This is a genomic window from Xanthomonas sp. WHRI 6108 (assembly GCF_040202385.2).
Taxonomy (GTDB): domain Bacteria; phylum Pseudomonadota; class Gammaproteobacteria; order Xanthomonadales; family Xanthomonadaceae; genus Xanthomonas; species Xanthomonas arboricola.
This window is the reverse complement of sequence record NZ_CP168198.1, coordinates 4,017,309-4,033,711: the sequence shown is the minus strand read 5'-3', so window position 1 is coordinate 4,033,711 and position 16,403 is coordinate 4,017,309. Positions and strand designations below refer to the sequence as shown.

Genomic DNA, 16,403 nt, shown 5'->3' with positions numbered 1-16,403 from the left:
AAGCAGGACGTGTGCCAACCTCCAAGTCGTTGAATGCATTAGCTTTTAGAAGTTTGCGGCCAGTGTCCGCAGTGTCCGCGGACACTGCTGCGGACACGCTGTCCGGGCATGGTCATGCAGCGGACAAGAGCGGACACGCTAAAATGCCCGGCTTCGTCCTCAAGGGTTGTCCTATGTGCGGCATTGTCGGAGCGATCGCCGGGCGCGATGTGGTCCCGGTCCTGATCGAAGGACTCAAGCGCCTTGAGTACCGCGGCTACGATTCCTCCGGCATCGCCGTGCTCGATGGCGCGCAGGTACGCCGCGTGCGCCGCACCGGGCGCGTGGCGGAGATGGCGCAGGCGGCGCAGGCCGAGCAGTTCGGCGCCACGCTGGGCATCGGCCACACCCGCTGGGCCACCCATGGCGGCGTCACCGAGGCCAATGCGCACCCGCACATCAGTGACGGCGTGGCACTGGTGCACAACGGCATCATCGAAAACCACGAACAGCAGCGGGAGAAGCTGCGCGCGCTGGGCTACACCTTCGAGTCGCAGACCGATACCGAAGTGATCGCGCACCTGATCCATCACCATCTGGGCAGCGCAGGCGACCTGTTGACCGCGCTGCAGCGCACCGTCAAGGAGCTCACCGGTGCCTACGCGCTGGCGGTGATGAGCCAGGCCGAACCGGAGCGCTTCGTCTGCGCGCGCATGGGCTGCCCGCTGCTGATCGGCGTGGGCGAGGGCGAGAACTTCGTCGCCTCCGATGTCTCGGCCATCGTGCAGGCCACCCGCCAGGTGATCTTCCTGGAAGAGGGCGACACCGCCGACCTGCGCCGCGATGGCGTGCGCATCTTCGATGGCAACGACGCCCCGGTCGAACGCCCGCTGCATCTGTCGGACGTGTCGCTGGCATCGTTGGAACTGGGCCCGTTCCGCCACTTCATGCAGAAGGAGATCCACGAGCAGCCGCGTGCGCTGGCCGATACCATCGAGGCGGCGATCGATGCCAAGGGCTTCCCTGCGTCATTGTTCGGCGCCAATGCCGAAGCGGTGTTGCGCGACATCGACGGCGTGCAGATCCTGGCCTGCGGCACCAGCTACTACGCCGGCATGACTGCGCGCTACTGGATCGAAGCCATCGCCGGGCTGCCGTGCAGCGTGGAGATCGCCAGCGAATACCGTTACCGCGCGGCGTACGCCAATCCCAGGCACCTGATCGTCACCATCTCCCAGTCCGGCGAAACGCTGGACACGATGGAGGCGTTGAAATACGCCAAATCGCTGGGGCACCTGCACACCTTGTCGATCTGCAACGTGCCCGAAAGCGCGATTCCGCGCGCCAGCGAACTGGTGTGCTACACACGTGCCGGCGCCGAGATCGGCGTGGCCTCGACAAAGGCGTTCACCACCCAGCTGGCGGTGTTGTTCCAGCTCACCATGGTGCTGGGCAAGTTGCAGGGGCGCATCAGCGAGGCCGAAGAAGCGGAGTATCTGGAGCAGCTGCGCTTCCTGCCGGGCAGCGTGCAGCACGCGCTGAATCTGGAGCCGCAGATCATGGCCTGGGCCGAGCGTTTTTCGGTCAAGGAAAACGCATTGTTTCTCGGCCGCGGCCTGCATTACCCGATCGCGCTGGAAGGCGCGCTCAAGCTCAAGGAAATCTCCTATATCCACGCCGAGGCGTATCCGGCCGGCGAGTTGAAGCACGGCCCGCTGGCCCTGGTGGACGCGGCGATGCCGGTGGTGGTGATCGCGCCGAACGATCGGCTGCTGGAGAAGGTCAAATCCAACATGCAGGAAGTGCGCGCCCGTGGCGGCGAGCTGTTCGTGTTCGCCGATCAGGACAGCCACTTCAGCGAGTCCGAAGGCGTGCACGTGATCCGCACCCCGCGCCACGCCGGCGTGCTGTCGCCGGTGATCCACACCATCCCGGTGCAGTTGCTGGCCTACCACACCGCACTGGCGCGCGGCACGGATGTGGACAAGCCGCGTAACCTGGCCAAGTCGGTGACGGTGGAGTAGCGCGGCCGATCGAGGGGGCTGCGCTCGCCGCGATCAGCGTCGCCGCCGCCGGGTGAGGCATCTCCCTGCATGCGCTGTGGCTCGGTGCGCATGCCCAACGACTGCCCGCCCTGTTTCTTTGTCGCGATTGCCTGCAGCCTGCGGACATCGGTGGCGTTGCTGGGGCCCCGCGTCGGTATCGCCCAGTGGCCGCGTGGAGGCGTGTTTCGCAACGTGCCCGGGTCGCTGCCGGTGCCGCAGCAACCCAAGCTTGGCAGACTGCTGCTCCGGCTGCCAACGCGATGGCCCAGGTTATGCATACGCTTCCTGCGAGGGTCCCATCACGCAGGAGGACGTATGCACGAGTCTTTCAAACAGGGCGCGCCGGCGGAATTGTGGCAGGCGTTGGTACGTGAGGCGGGGCAGCGGATTGCACAGCCGCTGGACGAATCGCGCGAGCATTATCTGGTTTTCGTGTTGCTGCGCCTGCAGCGCGATGCGCAGCTGTTTTCGCGCACGCAGGCCCTGGCCTGGTTGCACGCGCACGACCAGACCGGCAGTCTGCGGGCCGATGCATTGCGCGACATCGGAGATCAATGCCTGCTGATTGCAGGCCTGTTTCCCGGGATTGCGCAGCGCCGGCGGCTCAGCGTCGACTACTTCATCGCGTTGGGCCGCGGCGCGTATTTCGAAGTAGCCGACACGCGTTACAGCGATGCGGGTCTGTTCGCGCAGTTGGCCGCCACCTATCGCGAGTTGGTCCGCACGCTTGCGGCGCTGCGCCCGCCGCGCGAGTGGCAGCGCAGTCACGGCGGGCTGCTGCATGCGTAGATAAGCGTCACTTCCGGGGCGGTCCCTACAGCTGTGGGGACCGCCCCGACTGCCAATTGCGCATGATGCGCTCACACTAAGTTCGCAACTGAGCGTTCTAGCCGACTGCGGACCGTTGTCTGATGGACCAAAGCACTGTGCCGTTGATCGCTGTCCGCGCGATCTGACAGTGCCATGTCGCATTGCGTGGGGGACACGCAATGCGACGCTCTCCAGGGGAAGGAATCCATGAAAGCATTAATTGCAGTGGCGATCTCGGCGCTGAGCGGCGCCACAATGGCCAGCGATGTGCCGCCCGGTTATGCGGGTGTGGGCGGCATGACCTTGCAGGACATCGACCCGGCCATCTATGCCTATCACTACGACCATGGCTTCGTTGGCGAAGACGCGATGGGGTGGGATCCGGCGCTGCAGTTCGCCTGGTCGCGCATCGCTGCGGCCAAGGTCTGCGGCCAGCAGCCTGTCGAGCAGGACGCCATCGTTGCCAGGCTGGTTGCGCAGTACGGCCAGGATGCGGCCGTGCATCAAGTCAACGGCATCGCATTTCATGAAGTCCAGATGCGTGCCTCCAGCACGTTCTGTACCGCCACCCGTGGCGCCGAGGCGGTGGCAGTGGTGCCCGCATTTGCCAACGGCGATTTTTCGACGGCAACGACCTATGCCGCGGCTGCAGTTGCCGGCACGCTGTTGGTCGCCGAGACACAGCAACAGCCCTCCGCACAGACGCAGGGCGATACCGACGCAGCCATTACACCATCGGCGGATTGGGCGTTGCAGCTGCCGTTGCATGCCAGCATGCGCGTGGGGTCCAACGGCCTGCCCAACGGCGACGAAATGTTGCGCGTGGTGCGGCGCGGGCACACCGGGGCAGTGGTAGGCCTGCAGATCGCCACCAGCCTGTTCACACGCGGCGTCGCAGTGTCGGCCTTCGGCAAGGGGCAGCTGAAAGGCGAGAAGATGGAGGGCGTGGGCAATCCCGGCTATCAACTGCAGCGCGATGCGGTCAATGCGCGCCTGAAGAGCTACTTCACCGGGCATCCGGCAGCACTGCCGGCGGAACCGTTTCCGCTGCAGGTCCTGATGTCCGACTGGCTGCTCGTCTACCAGAGCCTGGCCGATACCAAGTCGCCCTACGAGTTGCGCTACGCGGTGACGATCGGCGGTGAACGCTCCGGACTGTTGAAGCGCAAGGCGAGTCCGGTCAATCTGGACTGCGCGCCCACACCGCGCACCGCATCGCTCGAGGAGTGGGAGGCAAACGACTACGCGCTGGTCAAGCAGGCCGCACAGGCCTACAGCGAGGAATGCGCCGCGAAATTTGCCGAGCAGTTACCGCAGTGGTTCCCGGATAGAGAGGCAGTTGCCACCTCCAATTGAGGCAACGCGTGATGCTGCAGGATGGCGCCTGCATCTAGGAGTGGCTACCAAAACTACTGCGCCGCCGTCAGGCGGGCGCGGCCGGTGCTCGGCATCGGCATGTACCACTCGTACGTTCCGGTTCTGAGAGCGCCGTCCGCGCCCACCTGATGACCGCACGCTAGGTTGCGTTAGCCGCTGGAAGTGCGCTACGCGCATCCAATTGTGTGGGCGTTCTCTGCCGATATACCGTGCTCGAAAGCGAAGTACCGACAGCGCATGTGCCTGAAACAAAAATGCCCGGGAACCCCGGGCATTTTGTTATGGGTTACGCCAGCGGCGTATTGGAAATGATCTCCACCCAGTAGCCGTCCGGGTCCTTGATGAAGGCCAGGTGCTTCATGCGGCCGTCTTCCAGGCGTTTCTGGTACGGCACGTTGAGGCTGTCGAAACGTACGCAAGCGGCGTGGATGTCGGGCACCGAGATGCAGATGTGGCCAAAGCCGCGCGGGTCGCTGTTGCCGTCGTGGTAGACCGGGCCGTCCTGGGTTTCGGTGCCGTGGTTGTGGGTGAGTTCGAGCACGCCGGGGATGCCGGCCATCCACAGCCGACGCGCGGCATCGTCGTCGGGGATGGCGGTGTCGTCGGGCAGCAGGGCCAGGAAGTACAGGCTGAACTGCGCATCCGGAAAATCACGTGCGTCCAGCAAGCGGAAGCCCAGCACGCGCGTGTAGAAATCCAGCGAACGCTGCGCATCCTTGACGCGCAGCATGGTGTGGTTGAACACGAAACCGGCAGTGTCGGCAGGTGCGGCGCTGGCGCCGGGGACGTGTTGCAGGTCGGTCAAAGGCATTGCGGTCTCCTCGATGGAATGCGGGGGCAAGTCAGGCTGCACTGGAGGTGGATGTTAGCGGGGCAATGGTTGTCGGCATGTCTGCACCGTGCGCGTCGGCGGTCTGGCCGCGCCGCTATCTGATTGATCGCGCGCGGCGGCACGAACTGTGCTGTTCAAGGCCGTGGCATGGGCCTGCATCCGAATACGAACGGTCAGGCCCATGCGCACAGCGGTTGTCTTCAGAACCAGATGCGCAGGCCGGCAACAAACCGGCTGTCGCGTGCAGGCTCATCGTCGATCGCGGCGCGGCGGGCGGTGTCGCCGAAACTGCGGCTGTGCACCCAGCCGATGTAGGGGGCGAAGCGGCGGGTGATTTCGTAGCGCAGCCGCAGGCCCACCTCGACCTGCTCCAGCCCGCTGCCAACGCCGCGCCGGTCATCGTCGGTGAGGGCGATATCGGCTTCCACGCGCGGCTGCAGGATCAGCCGATTGGTGAGCAGCACCTCGTATTCGCCCTCCAGTCGCAGCGCGGCACGGCTGCCGCTGCCGACATAGAGCGTGGCTTCGGTCTCGAACTTGTAGGGCGCCAGGCCCTGCACGCCGAAGGCGGCCCAACTGCGCTGCTCACCCGCTCCGATGTCCTGACGTGCGCCGACCAGCAGGTCCCACCATGGCGAGATGGCGTGGCCATAGAACGCCTCCACCGATGCGGCCTGCGTGCGCCCGTCCTGCCGCTCGCCTTCGCTGCGCAACCAGAGCCGGTCGATATCGCCGCCGATCCAGGCGCGCGCTTCCCAGTCCTGGCCACTGCCGCGCGTGGTGTCGAAGGCTTCCAGTCGATCGAGCAACACGTAGTGATTGATGCCTGGCGCGTGCATCGCATGGTGCTGCAAGGGGGCGAATGCCGCCGCGATCTCCTCGGCAGTGGGCTCGGGGATCGGCGTACGTGGCAGTGCGCCGGTGCCGGGCGATGCCGGCGTTTGCGTCACCGCTTCGGCATGCGGCGCGTGCTCCATGTCGGAGTGATCCATCGCCCCATGCTGTTGCCCGTGCTGCATCGACGCATGATCCATCGATGCGTGCTCCATTGCATCGTGGTCGCTGTCTGCCTGTGATTGCCGGGCGTGGTCCAGTTGTGGATTTGCAGAGGTCTGGTGTGCGGCGTGCTGGACATCGGCGTGCTGCATGCCTGCGTGGTGCATCGATGTCGGCGCTGCCGAAACGTCGGCCTGTACCGGGCGTTGCGCAGGCGTGCTGTCAGCAGCGTTTGCCGATGCAGTGCTGGAGTGCTGCGCGTGCTGCATCTGCGCATGCTCCATTTGCATCGCCTCTGCGCTCTGCTGCACGGATGGCGGCGATGCCTCCGTTGCGATGGATGTCTGCGGCTGGGCCGCCGTTGCCTGGTCGGCTATCTGCATTGCATGTGCGCCGTCGGCATGCGCGGATGACTCCATCGCCGCATGCTGATGCTCCTGTGCAGTGGCCGATGCGCTCAGCAGCAGTGCGAGCAGCGTCATGTATTGCGTCCGTAGCGTACTCATGCCTCCACCCGCACTTCGCGCATCATGCCCGCTTCCATGTGGTACAGCAGATGGCAGTGGTAGGCCCAGCGGCCCAGCGCATCGGCGCGGACGCGATAGCTGCGGCGTGTGCCGGGCGGCATGTCGATGGTGTGCTTGCGCACCTGGAAATTACCATCGGCGTCTTCCAGATCGCTCCACATGCCGTGCAGGTGGATGGGGTGCTGCATCATGGTGTCGTTGACCAGTACGATGCGCAGCCGCTCGCCGTACTGCAGCCGCAAGGTCTCTGCCGAGGCGAAGGCGATGCCGTCGAACGACCAGGCGAATTTTTCCATATGCCCGGTCAGATGCAGTTCGATCTCGCGCCCGGGCTCGCGTCCATCCGGATCCTCGAACATGCTGTGCAGGTCGGCGTAGCGCAGCACCCGGCGGCCGTTGTCGCGCAGGCCAACCCCGGGATCGTCCAGGCGCGGTGAAGTGGCATTGCTGCGCATGTCGATCAGCGGGTTGCCGTCTTCGCTGGCAGGGTGGTGCGGTGTCTTGCGCTGCGCATCGCCGCTTGCATGCCCGTGCATCTGTGCGGCTGGCATCGGCATGGCCATCGCGTGTGCCGCATGCGGGTCGCTGTGCGGCGTGTCGGCGCCGTGCATGGCGTGACCTGCATGCGCCATGCCATCGCCGTGCCCCATGTCCTGCATGGTGAGGATCGCGCGCGGATCCAGCGCGGGAATCGGTGCCTGCAGCCCATGCCGCACCGCCAGCGTGCCGCAGGCGAATCCGGTGCGGCCCATGTCCTGCGCGAACAAGGTAAACGCGTCCTGGCCGATGGGCTCGACAAGCACGTCGAAGGTCTCGGCCGCCGCAATGCGCAGCTCGTCCACGCTGACCGGATGCACGTACTGGCCGTCGGCGGCCACCACGGTCATGCGCAGGCCGGGGATACGGATGTCGAAGTAGGTCATCGACGAGCCGTTGATGAAACGCAGCAGTACCTTTTCGCCTGGCCTGAACAGGCCGGTCCAGTTGCCGGCCGGGGCGACGCCGTTGAGCAGGTAGGTGTAGGTGTTGGCGTTGACGTCGGACAGGTCGGTCGGGGTCATGCGCATGCGCCCCCACATGCCGCGGTCGGCCAGCGTTGCGCGCAGGCCGTCGTCGCGCGCATCGCGCAGGAAATCGCCCACCGTGCGCTGCGCGTAATTGTCGTGGCTGGGCATCTGCTTGAGCCGCCGGAACAGCGCGGCGGGGTCCAGGTCGGTCCAGTCCGAGAGCAGCACCACATGCTCGCGATCGTGCCGATACGGCGGCGGTGTCAGCGGGTCGATGACGATCGCGCCGTACAGGCCGGCCTGTTCCTGAAACATCGAATGGCTGTGATACCAGTAGGTGCCGGACTGGCGCAGCGTGAAGCGGTAGTGGTACTCCTGGCCCGGCGCGATGCCGTCGAAACTCATCCCCGGCACGCCGTCCATGTTGGCCGGCAGCAACAGGCCGTGCCAGTGCACCGAGGTGGGTTGGTCGGCCAGCGCGTTGCGCACGCGCACGCTGACCGTGTCGCCTTCGCGCCAGCGCAGCGTGGGGGCCGGCAGGCTCTGGTTGACGGTGATGGCGGGGCGGCGGTGCCCGGTGAGATTGACCGGCATGCGGCCGATCTGCAGCGACTGGCTGCTGCCGCGCAGGACCGGCGTGCTCATCGGGTTGGACGCACGCGCATCGCTGCGCCACAGGCCGCCGGCGGCGGCAACACCGCCCAGGGCCATGCCCTGAACGAAGCGGCGTCGGCTCAGGCCGCCGTTGGAGGGTGGATCGAAACAATTGGGATCGAAAGACATGACATCTCCGCTGCAGCCCACCGATGAAGGCGGACGCATCGCATCGCTTATAAACCCCGCGCAGCAAGCGCGCGGGCCCGATGACGGCCAAGGCCGTCAGCGCTCAGGCGATGGGAGGTCGAACCGGTTGTTCGGGCACCGGGCTGCCGCGCCCTTCGGCCAGGGTGGCAGGAAGGGTGGCGCGGCCAGGCAGGCCGGCGGGCACCGCAGGTAGGGTCAGCAAGGCGAGGCTGCAGTGCTGCAGGCAGTCGCAGCTACCCAGCTTGCAGCAGTCGGCCGCGTGCGCGTGCTGGGTTTTATCGGGGGTATGCGCCGCAGCGGGCGGCGGCATGTCGGCATGGCACGGCATCGCGGCCGGCATGGGCGCGTGCGCCATCGACGCGGCCGCAACCGTCCCGGCCGACGCCATCCCCGGCAGCGCCATGCCCACCGACGCCCACGCGCCGGTGGCCGTATTGGCAACCAGGCACAGGCACAGCAGCAGACGGAGCAGGCAACGCAGCACGGGCAGTCAGGGCGGGCGGTCAGGTGCGACGAGCATAGCACCGGCTCCCAGCTGTCCGCCCGATGACCCGACCGCCGTGGCCGCGCGCCCGGCAGCGGTAGAATTGGCGCTTCCTTCGCCGCACAGTCCTGCCATGTCGCAGCGCCAGTGGGTGGCCGCCGCCATCCAGAAGATCGAGGCCGATTTCAACCGTTCGGCCGACACCCATCTGATTCCGATGGACCTGCCGGGTTTTCCGGGCATCGACCTGTATTTCAAGGACGAGTCCAGCCACCCGACCGGCAGCCTCAAGCACCGGCTGGCGCGCTCGCTGTTCCTGTACGCGCTGACCAACGGCTGGCTGCGGGCCGGGCGGCCGGTGATCGAGGCCTCCAGTGGCTCGACCGCCATCTCCGAGGCCTACTTCGCGCGGCTGCTGGGGGTGCCCTTCATCGCGGTGATGCCGGCTTCGACCTCGCCGGAAAAGATCGCCGCGATTCAATTCCAGGGCGGCCGCTGCCATCTGGTCGAGCGTGCCTGCGATCTGGACAGCGCCTCGCACCAGCTGGCGCGTGAGACCGGCGGTCATTTCATGGACCAGTTCACCTACGCCGAGCGCGCCACCGACTGGCGCGCCAACAACAACATCGCCGAATCGATCTTCAAGCAGCTGGCCGAGGAGCCGCATCCGATTCCCGACTGGATCGTCTGCAGCCCCGGCACCGGCGGCACCAGCGCCACGCTCGGCCGCTATGTGCGCTACCGGCGCCACGCCACCCGCATCCTCTGCGCCGACCCGGAAGTGTCGGTGTTCTTCGACGGCTATTGCCGCGCGGTGGACGGGCAGTGCCCCAAGGAGCTGGCCATCACCGGCGGCTCGCGCATCGAAGGCATCGGCCGCCCGCGGGTGGAGTCCAGCTTCATCGCCAGCTGCGTGGACGTGATGATCAAGGTGCCCGACGCCCTGAGCCTGGCCGCCATGCGCCATGTCAGCGCCACGCTCGGCCGCCGCGTCGGTGGCTCCACCGGCACCAACTTCGTCGGCGTGCTGCAGGCCGCCCAGCGCATGCGCCAGGCCGGCCGCAGCGGCTCCATCGTCACCATCCTGTGCGATGCCGGCGAGCGCTATGCGCACAGCTATTACGACCCGGCCTGGTACGTGGCGCGCGACATCGACGTCACCGACAGCGATGCGGCCATTGCCATCGCCGTCAACGGCGGCGACTTGCCTGCGCTGCCTTGTGCGGCGCTGGAATGACCGCCATATCCGATCAGCTGCTGGCAAAACCGCTGCCTCTGGCAGCGTCTGCCACCCCTCGCCCTGATTCCTGATCCAGTCCATCGCCGGAGCGCCCCATGACCAACCCGCTGCTCGACCTGTCCGGACTGCCGTCCTTCGATGCGATCCGCCCAGAACACGTGGGCCCGGCAATCGATCAACTGCTGGCCGAGGCCGAGGCCGCGGTGAAAGCGGCCGAGCAGGTCAGCCCGGTCAGCTGGGACAGCTTCGTGGTGCCGCTGGACGATGCTACCGAGCGGCTGTGGCGTGCCTGGGGCCAGGTCGGCCATCTGCAGGCGGTGGTCAATACGCCGGAACTGCGCGAGGCCTACAACAGCAATCTGCCCAAGCTCAGCCGCTTCGGCAGTGCGCTGGCGCAGAACCTGGCGCTGTATGCGCAGTACAAGGCGCTGGCCGAAGCGCCGGAAGCGGCGCACTACGACGCCGCGCGGCGCAAGGTGCTGGAGAACGCGCTGCGCGATTTCCGCCTCGGCGGTGCCGAGCTCGATGACGCGTCCAAGGCGCGGTTTGCGCAGGTCCAGGAAGAACTGTCCGCACTGGCCGCCAAGTTTTCGCAGAACGTGCTCGATGCCACCGATGCATGGTCGTACGTGAGCGAGGACGCAACCGAGCTGTCTGGTTTGCCGGCCGAGGTGGTCGCCGCTGCACGCGCGGCTGCGGAAAAGGACGGCATGCCGGGCTGGAAGCTGACCTTGCAGATGCCGTGCTATCTGCCGGTGCAGACCGATGCGGACAATCGTGAGCTGCGCGCGCGGCTGTATCGCGCCAACGCCGAGCGCGCCTCCGAGTTCGGCGATGCCGCGCTGGACAATAGCGCCAATATCGATCGTATCCTGGCCCTGCGCGCCGAACTGGCGCAGCTGCTCGGCTTTGCCAGTTACGCGGAGTATTCGGTCGCCACCAAGATGGCGCAAAGCCCGGATGAAGTGATGGGCTTCCTGCGCGATCTGGCAGTGCGCGCCAGGCCGTATGCGCAACGCGACCGTGCCGAGCTCGAAGCCTTCGCCCGCGACGAACTTGGCCTGGACGAACTGCAGGCTTGGGATCTGGCCTACGCCTCCGAGAAACTCAAGCAGGCGCGCTATAGCTTCTCCGAGCAGGAGGTGAAGCAGTACTTCACCGAGCCCAAGGTGCTGGCCGGTCTGTTCGATGTGATCCACAGCCTGTACGGCCTGACCGTCAAGCCCGATCGCGCGCCGGTCTGGCATGCGGATGTGCGCTTCTATCGTCTGGAAGATGCGCAGGGCGAGCTGGTCGGTCAGTTCTATCTGGACCTGTACGCGCGCGAAGGCAAGCGTGGCGGTGCGTGGATGGACGATTGCCGCAACCGCCGCGACACCGCCAACGGCGTGCAGACGCCGCTGGTGTATCTGGTGTGCAACTTCGGCCGTGGCAGTGGCGATACGCCGGCCACGTTCCGGCATGGCGAGGTCACCACGCTGTTCCATGAAATGGGCCACGGCCTGCATCAGTTGCTGACGCGCATCGGCGAGTTGGGCGTGGCCGGCATCAACGGCGTGGAATGGGACGCGGTGGAACTGCCGAGCCAGTTCATGGAGAACTTCTGCTGGGAATGGGAGCGCGTGCAGGCGATGACCGCGCACGTGCAGACCGGCGAGCCGCTGCCGCGCAACCTGTTCGACCGGCTGCTGGCCGCACGCAATTTCCAGAGCGGCATGTTCACCGTGCGCCAGCTGGAATTTGCGTTGTTCGACATGCAGCTGCACAGCAGCTTCGACCCGACCCAGGACAACGTGCTGCAGCTGATCGAGCGCGTGCGCGACGAGGTGGCGGTCAACCGCCCGCCGGCATGGAATCGCTTCCCGCACCAGTTCAGCCATATCTTCGCCGGCGGTTACGCAGCCGGTTACTACAGCTACAAGTGGGCCGAAGTGCTCAGCGCCGATGCCTACGCCGCCTTCGAAGAGGCGCCCGAACAGGTCGCTGACACCGGCGCACGTTTTCGTCATGAAGTGTTGTCGCGCGGTGGCAGCCGCAGCGCGGCCGACAACTTCCGCGCCTTCCGTGGGCGTGCGCCGAACATCGACGCATTGCTGCGGCATAACGGCATGGCGGGCTGAACCGGGAGTGGGGAATCGGGATTGGGGAGTGGCGAGAGCGATCTCTCGGCACAAATCCCCAATTCCCAATTCCGCGCGGCGCCCGGCGCCGCGCCCTCACACCCGGCCGAACACCAGCGCCGCGTTGGTGCCGCCGAAGCCGAAGCTGTTGGACATCACCGTGTTCAACGTGGCGTCCTGGGTCTGTCGCAGGATCGGGAAGCCTTCGGCGCGCGGGTCGAGTTCGTCGATATGCGCCGAGCCGGCCATGAAGCCGTCGCGCAGCATCAGCAGGCTGTAGATCGCCTCGTGTACGCTGGCCGCGCCCAAGGAATGGCCGGACAGCGCCTTGGTCGAGGACAGCGGCGGGATGTTGTCGCCGAACACCTCGCGTACCGCGCCCAGCTCGGTCACATCGCCCAGCGGCGTGGAGGTGCCGTGCGTGTTGAGGTAGTCGATCGGCTGCGTCAGGCCCTGCATGGCCATGTGCATGCAGCGCACCGCACCTTCGCCGCTGGGCGCCACCATGTCGGCGCCATCGGAGGTCACGCCATAGCCGAGTAGTTCGGCATGGATGCGTGCGCCACGCGCGATGGCGTGGTCATAGTCTTCCAGCACCAGCATGCCGCCGCCGCTGCCGATGACAAAGCCGTCGCGCTGCGCATCGTAGGGCCGCGAGGCCACGGCGGGGCGATCGTTGAAGCCGGTGGACAGCGCGCCCATCGCATCGAACATCACGCTCATGGTCCAGTGCAGTTCTTCGCCGCCGCCGGCGAACATCACATCCTGCGCGCCGTGCCGGATCAGGTCCGCGGCCGCGCCGATGCAATGCGCCGAGGTCGCACACGCGGCCGACAGCGAATAGCTCAGGCCACGGATCTTGAACGCGGTCGCCAACGAAGCGGAGACCGACGAACACATCGTGCGCGGCACCATGTACGGGCCGACCTTGCGCACGCCACGGTTGCGCAGCAGATCGGCGGTTTCCACCTGCCACTGGCTGGACCCGCCACCGGAGCCGGCAATCAGGCCGGTGCGCAGGTCGCTGACCTGCTCGGCATCCAGTCCGGCATCGGCGATCGCATCGCGCATCGCCAGGTAGGCATAGGCCGAGGCATCGCCCATGAAGCGTTTGAGCTTGCGGTCGATCAGGCTGTCCAGATCCAGCGCCACCGCACCGCCGACCTGGCTGCGCAGGCCGGCGTCGGCATGATCGGGCAATGCGGTGATGCCCGAGCGGCTCTCGCGCAAGGCGCTGGAGACGGTGTCCAGATCATTGCCCAGGCAGGAAGTGATGCCCATTCCGGTGACGACGACGCGACGCATCAGAAATTCTCCGTTGAAGTGAACATGCCCACGCGCAGATCGTTGGCCGTGTAGATTTCGCGCCCGTCCACCAGCATGCGTGCATCGGACTGGGCCATCACCAGCTTGCGGTTGATCACGCGGCTGATATCGATTTCGTAACTGACCAATTTCGCGCTCGGCAACACCTGGCCGGTGAACTTGACCTCGCCGCAGCCCAGTGCGCGGCCGCGGCCCGTTGCGCCGATCCAGGTGAGGAAGAAGCCGGTCAGCTGCCACATCGCGTCCAGGCCCAGGCAGCCGGGCATCACCGGGTCGTCGATGAAGTGGCAGCCGAAGAACCACAGGTCCGGGCGCACGTCGAGTTCTGCGCGGATCAGGCCCTTGCCATGCGCGCCGCCGCTGTCGTTGATCTCGGTGATGCGGTCGAACATCAGCATCGGGTCGTTGGGCAGGCGAGCACTGTCGGCTCCGAACAATTCCCCGCGCGCGCTGGCCAGCAATTGGTCGCGCGAGTACGCACTTTGACGAGTCATGACGAACGTTTCCTGCAAGAAGCGAAAGGCGAGGCCGGCAAGGGTGCATGAGGGCGCGCGGTTCAATCAAACGTTTTATCCGTACGCATGCGTGCTGTTTTCAGCCGGTTGCGCAGTGCGGCAAGCATGCGTGGCAGACAGGATCCAACGCGGATGACGGCATTCAGCGGAACGCGGTCAGGCATGCCTGCTCGGCGTGGATCGGCACCCGGACAGACGCAGCAGAGCGTTCCGCCAGCGCTCGCGTCCGTTCGCGCCCGGGCTTGCGCGATGGCGCGGCGCAAGACGTGAGACGCGGCTGATTTATCATGGCCCGACGTTTTCGGAGAGATGCCAGCTTGATGCGCAAGATCGTGCACGTGGACATGGATGCGTTCTACGCGTCCGTGGAGCAACGTGACGATCCATCGCTGCGCGGCAAGCCGGTGGTGGTGGCCTGGCGCGGTGCGCGCTCGGTGGTGTGCGCGGCCTCGTACGAAGCGCGCACCTATGGCATCCGTTCGGCCATGCCGGCGCTGCGTGCCGAGCGCCTGTGTCCGGATGCGGTATTCGTGCCGCCGGATTTTGCGCGCTACAAGGCGGTGTCGCGGCAGGTGCGCGAGATCTTCCATCGCCACACCGATCTGGTCGAGCCGCTGTCCCTGGACGAGGCCTATCTGGATGTCACGCAAGCCAAGACCGGCATGCAGCTGGCCACCGAAATCGCGCAACTGATCCGCAGCCAGATCCGCGAGGAAACCCAGCTCACCGCATCGGCCGGCATCGCACCGAACAAGTTCCTGGCCAAGATCGCCTCGGACTGGCGCAAGCCCGACGGGCAGTTCGTCATCGCGCCCAGTCGTGTCGATGCGTTCCTGCTGCCGCTGCCGGTCAACCGCATTCCCGGCGTGGGCAAGGTGATGGATGGCAAGTTGGCGGCGTTGGGGATCGTCACCGTCAGCGATCTGCGGCTGCGTCCCCTGGAAGAGCTGCAAGCACATTTCGGCAGCTTCGGGCAGAGCCTGTACCGCCGCGCACGCGGCATCGACGAGCGCCCGGTCGAGCCGGATCAGGAGGTGCAATCGGTGTCCTCGGAAGATACCTTCAGCGAGGACATCGCGCTGGAGGCACTGGATCCGCACATCCTGCGCCTGGCCGAAAAGACCTGGCTGGCCACGCGCCGCACCGAGCGCATCGGGCGCACCGTGGTCCTCAAGTTGAAGACCTCCAACTTCCGCATCCTGACCCGCTCGTACACGCCAGATCAGCCACCGGCTTCGCTGGAGGCATTGGCGGAGATCGCGCTGGCGCTGACCCGGCGCGTGGAGTTGCCCGACGACACGCGCTATCGCCTGGTCGGGGTGGGATTGAGCGGTTTCAGCGACGCGGAAGAGGGCGCGGTGCAGGGCGAGTTATTTGGCGACATGCCGCCGGCGCACTGAGTGCGTGGCGGCATGGCTGCTGCACCGCGGCTGCGGCGTGCGGTGCATGCAGCGATGACTGCACCCATGCAGGCATCGACGCTGGCATCGGCCGTTCGCATCGCGCCACGGTGACGCGCCCTGAATCCCGCAGCTCGTACACTGCAGGCCGCTCCCCCAACGAGACTGTGCGCATGTTTCCGTATCCGCTGGTGATCTTCGACCTGGATGGCACGCTGGTGGACAGCGCACCCAATATCGCCGAAGCGCTCAATGCCACCTTGCAGGAACTCGGGCTGCAGCAGTTCAGCGAGGCGACGATCCGCAGCTGGATCGGCGAAGGCGTGCACGTGCTGCTCGCCACCGCCTTGCGCGAAGCCGGCGGCACCCACGATGCCGATACCGAGATGCCGCTGATGATGCGCCACTACCAGGCCAGCCTGCTGCACAACCCGCAGCTGTATCCCGGTGTTGCCGAGGCATTGGCCGGCCTGCGCGAGGCCGGCGCCACGCTGGCGCTGTGCACCAACAAGCCAGCGCGCTTCATCGCGCCGCTGCTCGAGCACCTGGGCATCGCTGCGCATTTCAGCAGCGTGCTCGGTGGCGATTCGCTTCCGCAGCGCAAACCCGATGCAGCGCCGCTGCTGCACCTGGCCAAACAGTTCGGGCGCACACCGCAGCAATGCCTGATGGTCGGCGATTCGGCCACCGACGCGGCGGCTGCAGACGCCGCGGCAATGCCGCTGGCGATGGTGCGTTATGGCTATCTGCGCGGCTTCGATGTGCAGAGCGCCGGTGCCGTGGCCATCATCGATGACATGCGGCAATTGCTGACGTTGAAGTAAGACGCGCAGTGTTGCCAGCGCGGATGCAGGCATCGTCCACACCGCGGCGCGGCAACCAATACCACCATCGGCTGGCTGCGTTTGTCGCCTTGAATGAAGGCCTTTCGCACGCTGGCC

General features: G+C 66.3%; 13 protein-coding genes and 1 other RNA gene. 8 read left to right on the top strand and 6 right to left on the bottom strand.

Features of this window, described 5'->3' with window-relative positions:
• The first annotated feature begins 173 nt into the window (after positions 1–173).
• The 4 genes from glmS to ABQ039_RS16810 all read left to right on the top strand — a co-directional run bounded on the left by glmS (position 174) and on the right by ABQ039_RS16810 (position 4,366).
• Positions 174–2,003, top strand: coding sequence for a glutamine--fructose-6-phosphate transaminase (isomerizing) (glmS, locus tag ABQ039_RS16825; RefSeq protein ID WP_184611618.1), 1,830 nt, complete (start codon positions 174–176; stop codon positions 2,001–2,003).
• A gap of 336 nt (positions 2,004–2,339) precedes the next feature.
• Positions 2,340–2,813 carry a hypothetical protein gene (locus ABQ039_RS16820; RefSeq protein WP_054592368.1) on the top strand — a complete coding sequence of 158 codons (474 nt, stop codon included), beginning with the start codon at positions 2,340–2,342 and terminating at the stop codon, positions 2,811–2,813.
• A 228-nt stretch (positions 2,814–3,041) separates the two neighbouring features.
• Positions 3,042–4,190, top strand: a complete 1,149-nt coding sequence (locus ABQ039_RS16815) for a hypothetical protein (protein WP_184611425.1) — start codon at positions 3,042–3,044, stop codon at positions 4,188–4,190.
• Between the two features lie 99 nt (positions 4,191–4,289).
• Positions 4,290–4,366, top strand: a non-coding RNA gene (locus ABQ039_RS16810) — sX9 sRNA.
• Positions 4,367–4,497: 131 nt separating this feature from the next.
• Here the strand turns inward: ABQ039_RS16810 and gloA are convergent.
• The 4 genes from gloA to ABQ039_RS16790 form a co-directional block, all read right to left on the bottom strand.
• Positions 4,498–5,022 (bottom strand): lactoylglutathione lyase, encoded by a 525-nt coding sequence (gene gloA, locus ABQ039_RS16805; RefSeq protein ID WP_184611423.1) that lies wholly within the window; start codon positions 5,020–5,022, stop codon positions 4,498–4,500.
• A 221-nt stretch (positions 5,023–5,243) separates the two neighbouring features.
• Complete coding sequence (locus ABQ039_RS16800; protein ID WP_374057812.1) at positions 5,244–6,308, bottom strand: copper resistance protein B; 1,065 nt, start codon at positions 6,306–6,308, stop codon at positions 5,244–5,246.
• A gap of 233 nt (positions 6,309–6,541) precedes the next feature.
• A complete protein-coding gene (locus ABQ039_RS16795; RefSeq protein WP_221232451.1) occupies positions 6,542–8,356 on the bottom strand; it encodes a copper resistance system multicopper oxidase in 1,815 nt (604 codons plus the stop codon).
• 103 nt (positions 8,357–8,459) lie between these two features.
• Positions 8,460–8,861, bottom strand: coding sequence for a CopL family metal-binding regulatory protein (locus ABQ039_RS16790; protein WP_184611419.1), 402 nt, complete (start codon positions 8,859–8,861; stop codon positions 8,460–8,462).
• 133 nt (positions 8,862–8,994) lie between these two features.
• On the opposite strand from ABQ039_RS16790, the gene ABQ039_RS16785 reads away from it, so the two are divergent.
• A complete protein-coding gene (locus ABQ039_RS16785; protein WP_024938387.1) occupies positions 8,995–10,098 on the top strand; it encodes a PLP-dependent cysteine synthase family protein in 1,104 nt (367 codons plus the stop codon).
• A 98-nt stretch (positions 10,099–10,196) separates the two neighbouring features.
• Entirely contained in the window at positions 10,197–12,221 is a 2,025-nt protein-coding gene (locus tag ABQ039_RS16780; RefSeq protein WP_349778354.1) for a M3 family metallopeptidase, read from the top strand.
• Positions 12,222–12,317: 96 nt separating this feature from the next.
• Here ABQ039_RS16780 and fabB read toward each other — a convergent pair whose 3' ends face one another.
• Positions 12,318–13,526, bottom strand: a complete 1,209-nt coding sequence (gene fabB / locus ABQ039_RS16775) for a beta-ketoacyl-ACP synthase I (RefSeq protein ID WP_054592362.1) — start codon at positions 13,524–13,526, stop codon at positions 12,318–12,320.
• A complete protein-coding gene (gene fabA, locus ABQ039_RS16770; protein WP_184611415.1) occupies positions 13,526–14,041 on the bottom strand; it encodes a 3-hydroxyacyl-[acyl-carrier-protein] dehydratase FabA in 516 nt (171 codons plus the stop codon). The genes fabB and fabA overlap by 1 nt, the downstream gene beginning before the upstream one ends.
• 341 nt (positions 14,042–14,382) lie before the next feature.
• On the opposite strand from fabA, the gene dinB reads away from it, so the two are divergent.
• Both dinB and gph read left to right on the top strand, forming a co-directional pair.
• Positions 14,383–15,462, top strand: coding sequence for a DNA polymerase IV (gene dinB / locus ABQ039_RS16765; RefSeq protein WP_104593593.1), 1,080 nt, complete (start codon positions 14,383–14,385; stop codon positions 15,460–15,462).
• 173 nt (positions 15,463–15,635) lie between these two features.
• Complete coding sequence (gph, locus tag ABQ039_RS16760) at positions 15,636–16,286, top strand: phosphoglycolate phosphatase (protein ID WP_349778353.1); 651 nt, start codon at positions 15,636–15,638, stop codon at positions 16,284–16,286.
• The last annotated feature ends 117 nt before the right edge of the window (positions 16,287–16,403 follow it).